The 13,020-nt window shown below is 36.8% G+C and carries 11 protein-coding genes; 10 read left to right on the top strand and 1 reads right to left on the bottom strand.

What is annotated here, in order from left to right; all coding sequences use genetic code 11:
- Window positions 1-115: 115 nt before the first annotated feature.
- From ACTJIV_RS15420 to gap, 4 genes are all read left to right on the top strand, one after another.
- Window positions 116-1,375 (top strand): putative DNA modification/repair radical SAM protein, encoded by a 1,260-nt coding sequence (locus ACTJIV_RS15420; protein WP_426046402.1) that lies wholly within the window; start codon window positions 116-118, stop codon window positions 1,373-1,375.
- Window positions 1,376-1,483: 108 nt separating this feature from the next.
- Window positions 1,484-2,242, top strand: coding sequence for a TIGR03915 family putative DNA repair protein (locus tag ACTJIV_RS15415; protein WP_440628488.1), 759 nt, complete (start codon window positions 1,484-1,486; stop codon window positions 2,240-2,242).
- Between the two features lie 325 nt (window positions 2,243-2,567).
- The gene (gene pfkA, locus ACTJIV_RS15410; protein ID WP_116012686.1) at window positions 2,568-3,554 is read left to right on the top strand and encodes a 6-phosphofructokinase; all 987 of its coding nucleotides are present in this window, start codon (window positions 2,568-2,570) and stop codon (window positions 3,552-3,554) included.
- Window positions 3,555-3,584: 30 nt separating this feature from the next.
- Window positions 3,585-4,592 (top strand): type I glyceraldehyde-3-phosphate dehydrogenase, encoded by a 1,008-nt coding sequence (gene gap / locus ACTJIV_RS15405; RefSeq protein WP_440628486.1) that lies wholly within the window; start codon window positions 3,585-3,587, stop codon window positions 4,590-4,592.
- A gap of 78 nt (window positions 4,593-4,670) precedes the next feature.
- On the opposite strand, the gene ACTJIV_RS15400 is transcribed toward gap, so the two are convergent.
- A complete protein-coding gene (locus tag ACTJIV_RS15400; protein WP_440628484.1) occupies window positions 4,671-5,513 on the bottom strand; it encodes a hypothetical protein in 843 nt (280 codons plus the stop codon).
- 430 nt (window positions 5,514-5,943) lie between these two features.
- Here ACTJIV_RS15400 and ACTJIV_RS15395 point away from each other — a divergent pair, with 430 nt between their 5' ends.
- The 6 genes from ACTJIV_RS15395 to htpG all read left to right on the top strand — a co-directional run bounded on the left by ACTJIV_RS15395 (window position 5,944) and on the right by htpG (window position 12,773).
- A complete protein-coding gene (locus ACTJIV_RS15395; protein WP_223560243.1) occupies window positions 5,944-6,717 on the top strand; it encodes a LuxR C-terminal-related transcriptional regulator in 774 nt (257 codons plus the stop codon).
- Between the two features lie 82 nt (window positions 6,718-6,799).
- Entirely contained in the window at window positions 6,800-7,987 is a 1,188-nt protein-coding gene (locus ACTJIV_RS15390; protein ID WP_440628481.1) for an oxygenase MpaB family protein, read from the top strand.
- Window positions 7,988-8,190: 203 nt separating this feature from the next.
- Complete coding sequence (gene recA / locus ACTJIV_RS15385) at window positions 8,191-9,195, top strand: recombinase RecA (protein WP_111955189.1); 1,005 nt, start codon at window positions 8,191-8,193, stop codon at window positions 9,193-9,195.
- A 75-nt stretch (window positions 9,196-9,270) separates the two neighbouring features.
- The gene (locus ACTJIV_RS15380; protein WP_440628479.1) at window positions 9,271-10,125 is read left to right on the top strand and encodes a helix-turn-helix domain-containing protein; all 855 of its coding nucleotides are present in this window, start codon (window positions 9,271-9,273) and stop codon (window positions 10,123-10,125) included.
- Between the two features lie 144 nt (window positions 10,126-10,269).
- Complete coding sequence (locus ACTJIV_RS15375) at window positions 10,270-10,758, top strand: hypothetical protein (RefSeq protein WP_440628477.1); 489 nt, start codon at window positions 10,270-10,272, stop codon at window positions 10,756-10,758.
- Window positions 10,759-10,880: 122 nt separating this feature from the next.
- Window positions 10,881-12,773, top strand: coding sequence for a molecular chaperone HtpG (gene htpG / locus ACTJIV_RS15370; protein ID WP_440628475.1), 1,893 nt, complete (start codon window positions 10,881-10,883; stop codon window positions 12,771-12,773).
- The last annotated feature ends 247 nt before the right edge of the window (window positions 12,774-13,020 follow it).

Genomic DNA, 13,020 nt, shown 5'->3' with positions numbered 1-13,020 from the left:
GTAATTTTGAAAGTCTCCATTGTTGATAACTTCCAGAGAAAAAGATTGACATTTATCAATTTTGGAACTACTTTTGAACAAAGTTTAGATACAAATTATAACATCCTTCCGAAAAATGAATTTTGAACGCCTGAAAGAAAAACTCGAAATCCTTGCGGATGCAGCAAAATATGACGTTTCCTGCTCATCCAGCGGAGGAACGCGAAAGAATAAAAAAGGCGCCTTGGGAGACAGTTCCGTAAGCGGGATCTGCCATACCTATACAGAAGACGGACGGTGCGTTTCCCTGCTCAAAATCCTGTTGACCAATCATTGCATTTACGATTGTGCCTACTGCGTATCCAGAAGTTCCAATGATATTAAAAGAGCCGCTTTCACCGTGGAAGAGGTAACAGACCTGACCATTAATTTTTACCGCAGAAATTATATTGAAGGACTGTTTTTAAGCTCTGGAATCTTTAAAAATGCAGATACGACGATGGAACGTCTGGTAAGGGTGGCAAAAAAATTACGTTTAGAAGAAAATTTTAACGGCTATATTCATTTGAAATCTATTCCGGGAGCAAGTGATGAGCTGATGCAGGAAGCCGCTCTTTATGCAGACAGGTTATCCATTAACCTTGAAATTCCTACAGAAAGCGGATTGAAATTGTTAGCACCTGAAAAAAACCGACAGGATATGCTTAATCCTATGAAATATATTCAGAATGGAATTGCGCAATATAAGGATGAAAAGAAAATTTTCAGAAAGGTTCCTAAGTTTGCTCCGGCAGGGCAATCTACTCAAATGATCGTGGGGGCAACCAATGAAAATGATTTGCAGATCATCAAAGTGGCCGATCATTTTTATAAAAATTTCAATCTGAAAAGGGTTTATTATTCCGGTTATGTTCCTGTTCTGGAGGATAAAAGACTGCCTTCTCTGACTACAGAAGTTCCGATGCTTCGTGAAAACCGCCTGTATCAGTCGGATTGGCTGATGCGCTTTTACGGTTTTAAGGCTGAGGAAATTTTAGACCCGAATATGCCGTTTTTAGACCTTGAAGTTGATCCTAAATTGAGCTGGGCCTTGAGACATCTGCATCAATTTCCTGTTAATTTACAGACTGCAGATTATCAGATGATTTTAAGAATTCCTGGAATTGGCGTGAAAACTGCGCAGAAAATTGTGAGTGCAAGGCGTTTTCAGGTTTTAAATATGGACCATCTGAAAAAACTGGGAGCTGCGGTTAACAGAGCAAAGTATTTCATTGACTTTAACGCCGGAAATGCTTATCTAAAATATTTAACGGATAAAAATTTCAGAAAGCTGCTTGTGGGTGGAAGCTCTTCTAAGTTTCACAATCAGTTTTCACAGCAGCTGAGTCTGTTTTGATTTTAAACACCAATTACAAGAATTGTTTCACGAACTTCACTAATCATTCTAAGACTAACATCTCAACTCACTCTAAAACTCCAAAACCTTATAACTCTCTAAATTAACATGACCACTCTACTCTATGACGGCAGTTTCGACGGACTTTTTACAGCAGTATTTGAAGTTTTCGAATACCGGTATAAAGAGGTGGAAATAGTGAGCAAGGAGAGATTCCATCAGGAAAATATCTTTGCTGAAATTCATGAAGTCATTACTCAGAATGATAAGGCTGAACGGGTTTTAAGCAAACTGGAACAACATATTGGACAGTCAGGAATACATGAGTTATTAAAAGTTTATTTATCAGAAGATCCTGAATCGGAACGTCTTATTTTATCAGCCGTAAAACAGTCTGTAAAACATCCTGATGAAAATATTCTGCAAAATTATGCTGACAGCGATATTTTAAAAATTTCAAAAATTTGTAAATCGGTAGGCCGTGAAAGGCACAGAATGACTGCTTTTGTGAGATTTGAGAAAATGCAGGATGATGTTTTCTTTGCGAAGATAGATCCTGACTTTGATGTTCTTCCGCTTATCCGTAAACATTTTAAAGACCGGTATCAGGATCAGAAATGGATGATCTATGATTTGAGAAGGAATTATGGAATTTTATACGATCTGGAAAGCTGCGATTTCTTTTATCCGGAAGAAAAACTGGATTTACATGAGTACCAGCAGAAGTTTCATGATGATGAAAACAACTATCAAAAACTATGGCAGCGGTATTTTACAAAGACCAATATTGTGGAAAGAAAGAATTTGAAACTGCACGTTCAGCATGTTCCAAAAAGATATTGGAAGTATCTGACGGAAAAGTGGTAATGTGGATTTACTGTGATAATATTCTCATAGACTGAGCTAGTGGTGATCAAAATATAACATTTATACTTTTATACTATTATGTAAAAAGTTATTTAGCGAAGTATTTACTTGGATGCTATTTGTTCATATGCTTTCCAATTTTTTTCGATAAAATATTTCACGTTGCCACAGTTTTAATGTAAATTCTTCAGAAACAAAAACAGCGAGGGATTTTTAAGCTTACAAATTTTAGACGATTTTAATTATTTATATTCAAAACTCTTCTCAACTTACTGCCATTATCTGAACTTGTTTTTGTAAATTTGTGTTCGAAATTTTTTACTAGATGAAAGAGAGTGCTGTAAAAAAAATTGCAGTTCTTACTTCAGGAGGTGACTCTCCGGGTATGAATGCAGCATTAAGAGCAGTCGTTAGAACTGCAAACTATTATAATATCGAATGCTACGGAGTAAGGGAAGGCTATAACGGACTCATCCATGATGATTTCCTGAAAATGGGCCCCCGTTCCGTAAAAAATATAATCAACCAGGGCGGAACGATTCTAAAATCCGCCAGATCTGTAGAATTCAGAACTCCTGAAGGACGTCAGAAAGCTTACGACAACTGTGTGAAACATGGTGTGGATGCATTGGTGTGCATTGGAGGTGACGGAACTTTTACCGGAGCAAAGATCTTCAACGAAGAATTCGGGATCAGGGTAATTGGTGTACCGGGGACTATTGACAATGATATTTTCGGAACGGATAACACCATCGGCTACGATACGGCTTTAAACACTGCTATGGAAGCTATCGATAAGATCCGTGATACGGCAACATCCCACAACCGAGTTTTCTTTGTAGAGGTAATGGGCCGTGATGCAGGTTTCATCGCTTTAAACAGTGGGTTGGCTACCGGTGCTCTGGATATTCTTATTCCTGAGAAGAAAGATAGCATGGAAGATCTTTTTGCCAATTTCAGAAAAGCTGAAAAAACAGGAAAAGCATCAAGCATTGTTGTAGTAGCGGAAGGTGAAAAGCTTGGGAATATCTACGAGCTTTCTAAACAGACCAAAGAGGAATTCCCTGATTACGATATCCGTGTAACCATCTTAGGACATATCCAGAGAGGTGGTTCTCCAAGCTGTGCAGACAGGGTTCTGGCAAGCAGACTGGGTTATGGTGCCGTAGTGGGACTTATGGAAGGAAAAACAAATGTAATGGCCGGAATGCGTTCCAACGATATGGTGTACACACCGATCGAAGAAGCTATTAAAAAACATAATGAAATCAATAAAGATCTTTTACTGATTTCTGAAATTTTAGCAATCTAATTATTTTTTTATAATCTAAAACAAACTATTATGTCAACAATCAAAGTAGGTATCAACGGTTTTGGTAGAATTGGACGTCTTGTTTTCAGAGCAATGACTGAAAGAGATAACATTGAAGTAGTAGGAATCAATGACCTAATCAACGCAGAATACATGGCTTACATGTTAAAATATGATTCTGTACACGGTATCTTCCCGGGAGAAGTTTCTGTAGAAGGAAATGATCTTGTAGTAAACGGAAAAAAAATCAGAGTAACTGCTGAGAAAGATCCTAACAACCTAAAATGGAATGAGATCGGTGCAGACTATATCGTAGAATCTACAGGTCTTTTCTTATCTAAGGACTCTGCTCAGGCTCACATTAATGCCGGTGCTAAAAAAGTAATCCTTTCTGCTCCATCTAAAGACGACACTCCGATGTTCGTAATGGGTGTGAACCACAAAGAACTTACTGACGATATCAAAATTTTATCTAACGCGTCTTGTACTACCAACTGTTTAGCTCCTTTAGCTAAAGTAATCCACGATAACTTCGGGATCGTTGAAGGTCTTATGACTACGGTACACGCTACAACAGCAACTCAGAAAACAGTTGACGGTCCTTCAATGAAAGACTGGAGAGGTGGTAGAGCTGCTCTTAACAACATTATCCCTTCTTCTACAGGTGCTGCTAAAGCGGTAGGAAAAGTAATCCCTTCATTAAATGGAAAATTAACAGGTATGTCTTTCAGAGTACCAACTGTTGACGTTTCTGTAGTAGATTTAACAGTGAGAATTGAAAAAGCTGCTTCTTATGAAGAAATCTGTTCAGTAATTAAAGCTGCTTCTGAAGGTGAATTGAAAGGAATCTTAGGATACACTGAAGATGCAGTAGTTTCTCAGGACTTCGTAGGAGATAAGAGAACTTCTATCTTCGATAAAGATGCCGGTATCATGCTTTCTCCAAACTTTGTAAAACTTGTTTCATGGTATGATAACGAAATGGGTTATTCTAACAAGTTGGTAGATATGCTTGTACACGCTGCTTCTTTATCATAAATAATGAGCAATTAGCAATAAATAATGAAAACCTTCCCGATGGGAAGGTTTTTTTGTTTTTATGACTTTATCAAATTATTACTTGGCTACAAATGGATTTTTATCAAACCTAAAAGATATTCCTACAAAAGGATTCACTCTGTACTGCATTTTATTCAGATTATCCGATGTCACTGAGGTGTCGATTGCCTGTCCCACTGTATAATCTGTATTAGGACGGTTTTGCTTGTGCACGGCAATACCTGCTGTTAGAATAATATTTTGTCCAATTCCCAGCGCACCACCGGCAAAAACAGACAACTCTTCAAAATCAAAGCCTAAACCACCTGTAAATCCGGGAGAAAAATTTCGCTGGTTATTCATAAAGGTAAACATAATGCTAGGCGTAAGATCCATCATTTTCCCATCCTTGTTTTCTGCTACTACATTATTTACAGAAGTAAACCTTGAGCGGCTTGTGAGAAAAACAGCATTTGCTCCGAAGGAAGTCGTCCATTTCCAGTCAGATTCACTTTTTATAATATACTTCCTTATTTTCTCTTCCCCTGTTACCCCAACAAAGAGAATATACTGAGTGTTGCTTCTAAAAACCAATTCTGCAATTACGTCACTTTCGCCATGCAGGCTTTTAGTACTGTCTTTTTGCTTTCTCTCCATTTTCAATGGTTCATACTCAATAGCTTTCTTTCTAATGACCAGACTTTTCAGCTGCGAGGATGGTATATATAATTTATAATTTCCTTTTTCAACGAGCATTTCCACGCTGTCGATTTCAACAGACAGATCAATAGTAATCGTTCTATTGATTTCCTTTTTACTGTTCTCTCCAATTTCCTTTCTTACTTCGACTTTTATTTGTGCAAAAAAAATTGAGGGCATAAAAATTACAAAAGCAAGAATTTTTAATAAATAAGTTTTCATGGCTATTAGTTTTCTACAAAGTTTAAAATTCCATGAATACAAGTAAATTACCCGTTCGGGTGATTTTGAGTATCAAAAAGAGCAATGTTTGATGGAATATATTACAAAAGAAAAAGCCTCTCCAGCAACGAGAGGCTATTAGTTTATCATTTTCAAACAACTAAAAAAGAAAAGAGTAAACTGTTTTTATAACATTCATTAATTAACTTCGAATAAACAGTGTATAAAATTTAATGCTCCGAGACTTACTATTTTCCTAATTAAAATAAATTATGGAAAAAAAATAAATCATAAAACAAAACGGAACAAAAAAATTGAGCCGCCATGGTTATTAGCTAGTACAAAGTTTAGCATTTTATCAGTGTAAAAAAATCCCCCTTTTGTGGTATTTTGTAAGTATTTTAGTTATTTTAGCTAAAACTAATTATTCATGGAAAGCTCAGAAAAAAAACATCCTCTCATAGAAGTCTGGAATACATACCCCGGCGTCAGAAGAGACAGGAAGATCCTGGATAAACCACCTATAGAGCGCATCATCAGTGAAATGTTTGCTATAGGAGAATTTTATTATTATGCACTGAATCTTACAAACAGTACACTTTCTCACCATCATGAGAACATTCTGAAGCTTCATGGTCTTTCATCATACCCCGAAAATTTGAAAGATGTTATTGACCTTACCCATCCTGATGATATAGAATTTGTAATGAAAGCCGAACAGGTCCTTATTAACAAAATGACAGAGATCGGTCTGGAGCATCAACTCTACATTAAGGGCAGCTATTGTTTCAGAATGAAAACAGCAGAAGGGAATTATGAGTTGTTCCATCATCAGTCCATTATCACCCTGGAGGATGAAACCGGAATTCCTGTGCAGGCTATAAACATTCACACCAACATTCATCATATTACAAAAGAAAATCCTTATACCGTTTTGGTTTCGGGTATAGGTCCCAGAAATGATTTTCACCAGGTGAAGCTGGATTCCTTTTCGAAACCGGAGAATTTTTCTGAGCATTTAACGAAAAGAGAAATGGAGATTCTTGCCTTTATCACCAAAGGCTATTCCGGACCCGAAATAGCCCAGGCATTAATCTTGTCTGAACATACAGTCCGTACACACAGAAAAAATATTTTACGAAAAACAGATTCCAGAAACAGCAAAGAACTTGTAAAAAAAGCTTTTGAAAGAGGGCTTATTTAATATCTTAAACTTTTAATAAGGACTGACAAATCTCACCAGGAAATTTCGGTGTAAAACTTGTATTTTTATAGTAATGGAAAACATGATTATACAGCCGCGTTTTAAAGATTCGCCTCACTTCAAGCATTTCTGGGAAAAGGGAAACGGAAAACAACTCATCGACTTTTCAGGAGCTGAAGTGAGTTTTAGGAACTTTGAAAGGTTTTCACGCTATTTTTATCATGTGGATGAGGTGGGAGATGAAGTGGTAAAAGATGTTTATTTTACCAAAAAATTTCATGAAGCCTCAAGAGAAATTGAAGGCTATATACGAAACGGAGTCTCCGAAACGGACGACGTTCCTGAAAGTGTAAAAAAACTTTTCAGCCAAACCCAGAAGATTCCCGACTGGCTTGATTTCAACCTGCTGAAAAGCGGCGCAGAACTCTGTATGAGAGGCAACATTGACTCGCTCATCTCATTAAGAGATTACTGCCTGATTGGAGGTTATGATTATGCCTATCTTAATAAGCCTCTCACAGCCACAGAGGCGTTGAAAAAAGGTGCTGTAAAACGTCTTTCAGAAACGCTGGACTTTTGGGTCAACGCAACGCGGTATGATGCACTTGAAATTCATGCGAAGGGTTATGAATTTGCTATTAAGACCCGCCTGATCCATTCTTACGCAAGACTTTCGATAAAGAAACATTATAAGCAATGGGATACTGAAAATTGGGGCAAACCGATCAACTCCTGGGATATGATGGCTACTTATATAGGGTTTAGTCTTGTTTTTCTTCATAGCCTTCAAAAACTTGGAAATACTTTTTCGGAAGAAGAGGAAAAAGGAATTTTTCATTTGTGGAAATATGTCGGATACTTACTTGGAATTCCTGAGCAGCTTCTTCCTGACAGTAAAAAACAGGCAACAGAATATTTTTATCTGTGGACTTCTGTACAGCCGCCATCAGATAAAGATTCTATTTTACTGGCTCATTCTTTACTGAATGAATCTCTGGAAAATCCAATCTTAAAATTCAAATTTCAAAGGAAAAATCTGAGATACCTGCATATTTGCTGCACGTGGTTTCTACTGGATGACGAGGTATGTAAAAGACTGCAGATCCCTGAGGTTTCCAACCGGAAAATGTTTCCTAAAACCAAAATGATCATCAACAAAGTTTATGATAACCTGATAAGCCGGGACACAAGAATAAAAAAGGGAAATAAAGATCAGATGAAAGTGCTGGAAGACTATCTTAGAGTTACTAAAAATTCAAATTTTCATTAAAAGAATACTGAACTGCAAGTACATTAAACGGAAAAAAAATATTTTTATGTTTTGAATCATAAAACTCTGCATTCCATTCGTAATGAATAACATCAGTCTCAAAAAATTATTATTATTTAACGCTAAAAACAGTTTTTCACACTAAATAATATTAGTTTTTGACATTAAAATTCCGTAATTTTGAACAATTATTTTAACAACAGATGAGCAACATAGACGATAAGAAAAAAGCACTTGCATTAGTGCTTGACAAGCTAGATAAAACATACGGAAAAGGAACTGTAATGACATTAGGTGACAGTACGATTGATACTACCATTGAAGTTATTCCTTCCGGATCTTTGGGATTAGACATCGCTCTGGGAGTAGGTGGATATCCAAGAGGAAGAATCATTGAGATCTACGGACCTGAATCTTCCGGTAAAACAACTTTAACGCTTCATGCTATTGCAGAAGCTCAAAAAGCAGGGGGAATTGCCGCATTTATTGATGCAGAGCACGCTTTTGACAGAGGTTATGCAGGGAAACTGGGAATTGATCTTGAAAATTTAATCATTTCTCAGCCTGACAACGGTGAGCAGGCTCTGGAAATCGCTGATAACCTGATCCGTTCGGGAGCGATTGACATTGTGGTTATTGACTCTGTAGCAGCCCTTACTCCAAAAGCGGAAATTGAAGGGGAAATGGGAGATTCTAAAATGGGACTTCATGCAAGATTGATGTCTCAGGCATTGAGAAAACTGACGGCTACCATTTCAAGAACTAAATGTACCGTAATTTTCATCAATCAGTTGAGAGAAAAAATCGGTGTGATGTTTGGAAATCCTGAAACCACTACTGGGGGTAATGCATTGAAATTCTACGCTTCCGTAAGAGTAGATATCAGAAAAGCAAGTGCGCCTATTAAAAATGGCGATGAAGCTATCGGAAGCCGTGTAAAAGTGAAGATCGTAAAAAATAAAGTAGCACCTCCTTTCAAGCAAGCTGAATTCGATATTATGTACGGTGAGGGAGTTTCCAAAACAGGAGAAATTCTTGATCAGGCTGTAGAACAGGGAATTGTAAAGAAAAGCGGTTCTTGGTTCAGCTATGAGGAGACAAAGCTTGGTCAGGGGCGTGATGCAGTGAAGGATGTTTTAAAAGACAATCCTGAGCTTGCTGAAGAATTGGAAAACAAGATCAAGGAAGAATTGAAAAACAAGAAATAATTAATAGAAAACGGTCTGAAATTCAGATCGTTTTTCTTTTTAACTTTATACGCCTGCCAAAACACATTGAAATAAATGATTACTGATTATAAAAAAATTGATCTGTTCGGGAAGACATTCATTCAGAAAGTAGATGTAATATCTCCTTTTGAATTTACTTTCCCGGTTGCTGAGCAGGCCTGCTTTTTATATATGCTGACAGGTGAGATACAATATCAGTTTAATGATATTCATACCGATATTCCTACCAGACATTCGTTATTACTCAACTGTATCAATTCCGGAAATCATATCCATAATTCAAATGCTGACAGCAAGGGCGAAGTTGTGATTGTAACCTTCCATCCGGATATATTAAAGAAAATTTACGAAAGAGAGCTTCCTGTCCTACTCCAGCCAGGCAACAAAGCAACCAACCAGTTGAGTGGAAAAATCAACAATGATTTCCTGATTCATAAATATATTGAAGGCCTGCTTTTCTATTTTGAGAATCCGGCTTTGATCAATGAAGAGATCCTGATCCTGAAACTAAAGGAAATCATTCTTCTGCTGTCACAGACACAAGAGGCAGAAACCATACAGGCCATATTATCCCAGCTTTTCTCACCCACATCTTATACGTTCAGGCAAATTATAGAAAACAACTTATTTTCACCGGTAAGTATTGAAGAATTGGCCCATAAAACCAATTTAAGCATTTCTTCTTTTAAGAGAGAGTTTAAAAAGTTATATAATAATTCTCCCGCCAGTTACATTAAAACCAAAAGACTGGAAAGAGCTGCTGAATTATTACTGATTTCCAATGAACGTGTATCCAATATTGCTTTTGAATGCGGGTTTAATGACTTAGCCAATTTTACCAAAAGCTTTCATGACAAATACAATACTTCTCCCACAAATTACCGCTCGAAGGTAAATAAGGAGGATTAAACTTTTTTATCAAAACCGACTTTCCACATATTTTATAAAGTTTTTTGAACCAAACAGACAGATAATTGAGCTTATTTACAAAATCTCTTTTCTGTTTCTGTTGCAATTTTGTCAACAGTAATTCAACATTCAAAAAAATTAATTATGGGACTATCGTATTTGGGAATTTTTCATACCGTGATAGGTATTATTGCTATTGTAGCAGCTGTTACAGATTTTATAAAAAAAGGAAAAATTGATCTGAGCTCGTCCGCCGGAAAAATTTATTTTTATCTTACGCTGATCACTTCACTCACCGCTTTGGGATTATCTAAACATGGAGGATTTAACCCGGGACATATTTTTGCCCTTTTCATTGTCATTTTAATAGTGACGGCTTATTTTCTTCATAGAAAAAGAGCAGGAAACAACAAAGCCCGTTTTATTGAGACCTTTCTTCTTTCCTTCAGTTTTTTCTTATCGCTGGTTCCTACCGTTAATGAGACTTTTACGCGTGTTCCGCTCGGACACCCGTTAGCTAAAGCACCTACGGACGCAATCATCGGACAGACACTTCTTGGTCTTTTTGTGCTATTTATTATAGGTTCTGTCTTTCAGTTTAGGAAACAAAGGAGAATTAATAAGTCATTATAAATTCTTGTTGCTAAATCTTCAGATTTTAAAGTAATTTTTCACAAATCAATGTCATTCTGTCACATTCTTTTTCATGGTATTTTTTTTGAGGCTTACATAGAAAATTAAAAACAAAAATTATTATGACTAAAGGAAATATTAATGTATCTGTGGAAAACATTTTCCCACTTATTAAAAAGTTTCTTTACAGTGACCACGAAATATTCCTGAGAGAGCTGATCTCCAATGCAACTGATGCCACTTTAAAATTAAAGCACCTGACAAGCATCGGGGAAGCAAAGGTTGAATACGGAAATCCGAAGATTGAAGTTAAGATCGATAAGGAACAGAAAACTTTACGTATTATCGACCAGGGAATTGGTATGACTGGTGAAGAGGTTGAAAAATACATCAATCAGGTTGCTTTTTCCGGTGCCGAAGAATTCCTGGAAAAGTATAAGGACAGTGCAAAAGATTCAGGAATCATAGGACATTTCGGCCTTGGGTTTTATTCCGCATTTATGGTGGCAGAAAAAGTGGAGATCCTTACAAAATCTTATAAAGACGGTTCTGCTGTAAGATGGATCTGCGACGGAAGCCCGGAATTTACCCTTGAGGAAACTACTGATAAAACTGACAGAGGAACTGAGATCATTCTCCATATTGCAGAAGATTCTACGGAATTTTTAGAAGAAGCTAAAATCCGTGAATTGCTATCAAAATACAATAAATTCATGCCTGTTCCAATTAAATTCGGGACAAGGACACATACTCTCCCATTACCTGAGGATGCTCCGGAAGATGCTGTTGCAGAAACCGAAGAAGTAGATAATATCATCAACAATCCAACCCCGGCATGGACTATTGCACCAAGCGAGCTGACGAATGAAGACTATATGAAGTTCTACCACGAACTGTATCCAATGCAGTTTGAGGAGCCTTTATTCAATATCCACCTGAACGTTGATTATCCTTTCAATCTTACAGGAATTTTATTTTTCCCGAAACTGAGCAATAATTTAAATATCGACAAGGATAAAATCCAATTGTATCAGAACCAGGTGTTCGTAACGGATGAAGTAAAAGGTATTGTTCCTGACTTCTTAATGCTTTTAAGAGGGGTGATTGATTCTCCGGATATTCCGTTGAATGTTTCGCGTTCTTACCTTCAGGCTGATGGTGCAGTGAAGAAAATCTCGTCTTACATCACTAAGAAGGTTGCCGATAAAATGTCTTCCCTGATCAACGAAAACCGTGAAGATTATGAGCAAAAATGGAACGATATTAAAATCGTGATCGAATACGGAATTATCACGGAAGATAAATTCGCAGAAAAGGCAGATAAATTTACACTATATCCTACCACAGACGGAAAGTATTTCCTGTGGAATGAATTAATTGAAAAAATCCAGCCTGCCCATACGGATAAAGACGGCAATACAGTAATCCTTTATGCAACAAATGCTGATGAGCAGCACAGCTATATTCAGGCAGCTAACGATAAAGGTTATGACGTTCTGTTATTAGACTCACCTGTGATCTCCCATGTTATTCAGAAACTGGAAACTTCAAAAGAAAAGATCTCATTTGCCAGAGTGGATGCAGATCACATCAATAACCTCATCAAAAAAGATGAGCCGGTTATTTCCAAATTAAATGAAACTGAAAAAGAAACTTTAAAGAAAGATGTAGAAGAGGCTGTAAAGGATGCTAAATTTACTGTACAGCTTGAAGATCTAGACAGCAATGATGCTCCGTTTACAATCACGCAGCCGGAATTCATGAGAAGAATGAAGGAAATGCAGGCAACCGGAGGAGGCGGTATGTTCGGAATGGGAGGCTTCCCAGAGATGTATAATCTTGTGGTGAATTCTAACAGTGAGCTTTCGAACCAAATTTTAAAGACAGAAAATCCTGAGGAAAAGGAAACGCTTATTAAATATGCTCTTGATCTGGCCAAACTTTCACAGAACCTGCTGAAAGGAAAAGACCTGACAGATTTTATCCAGAGAAGCTATAAGCAGTTGGAAAAATAATAAAATAATACAGAAATGAATAAGGCTGTTCTCCAATGGGAACAGCTTTTTTTATGTACAGATTTCGTGAAATTATTTAATCAAAGATTGGGCTAAAGCAAAGTTAAAACTGTTTAAGGTGAAAAGATTTCATTCGATAAAATTGTAAACTCTTGTCATTTCAGACGAAAGTGAATCAATCTCATTTAGTTAAAAGAAAGTAACATAAAATTTTAATAATAGCCCTAATGGTTTAAAGTAAAACCCC

It is taken from the genome of Chryseobacterium sp. 22532 (assembly GCF_052044665.1).
In the GTDB taxonomy this organism is placed as follows: domain Bacteria; phylum Bacteroidota; class Bacteroidia; order Flavobacteriales; family Weeksellaceae; genus Chryseobacterium; species Chryseobacterium lathyri.
This window is presented reverse-complemented; position numbering and strand designations above follow the sequence as displayed.

Excerpts from the sequence above, each read along its gene's own strand:
- ACTJIV_RS15420 (WP_426046402.1), top strand. The coding sequence starts at position 116 with ATGAATTTTGAACGCCTGAAAGAAAAACTCGAAATCCTTGCGGATGCA.
- ACTJIV_RS15415 (WP_440628488.1), top strand. The coding sequence starts at position 1,484 with ATGACCACTCTACTCTATGACGGCAGTTTCGACGGACTTTTTACAGCA.
- pfkA (WP_116012686.1), top strand. The coding sequence starts at position 2,568 with ATGAAAGAGAGTGCTGTAAAAAAAATTGCAGTTCTTACTTCAGGAGGT.
- gap (WP_440628486.1), top strand. The coding sequence starts at position 3,585 with ATGTCAACAATCAAAGTAGGTATCAACGGTTTTGGTAGAATTGGACGT.
- ACTJIV_RS15400 (WP_440628484.1), bottom strand. The coding sequence starts at position 5,513 with ATGAAAACTTATTTATTAAAAATTCTTGCTTTTGTAATTTTTATGCCC.
- ACTJIV_RS15395 (WP_223560243.1), top strand. The coding sequence starts at position 5,944 with ATGGAAAGCTCAGAAAAAAAACATCCTCTCATAGAAGTCTGGAATACA.
- ACTJIV_RS15390 (WP_440628481.1), top strand. The coding sequence starts at position 6,800 with ATGATTATACAGCCGCGTTTTAAAGATTCGCCTCACTTCAAGCATTTC.
- recA (WP_111955189.1), top strand. The coding sequence starts at position 8,191 with ATGAGCAACATAGACGATAAGAAAAAAGCACTTGCATTAGTGCTTGAC.
- ACTJIV_RS15380 (WP_440628479.1), top strand. The coding sequence starts at position 9,271 with ATGATTACTGATTATAAAAAAATTGATCTGTTCGGGAAGACATTCATT.
- ACTJIV_RS15375 (WP_440628477.1), top strand. The coding sequence starts at position 10,270 with ATGGGACTATCGTATTTGGGAATTTTTCATACCGTGATAGGTATTATT.
- htpG (WP_440628475.1), top strand. The coding sequence starts at position 10,881 with ATGACTAAAGGAAATATTAATGTATCTGTGGAAAACATTTTCCCACTT.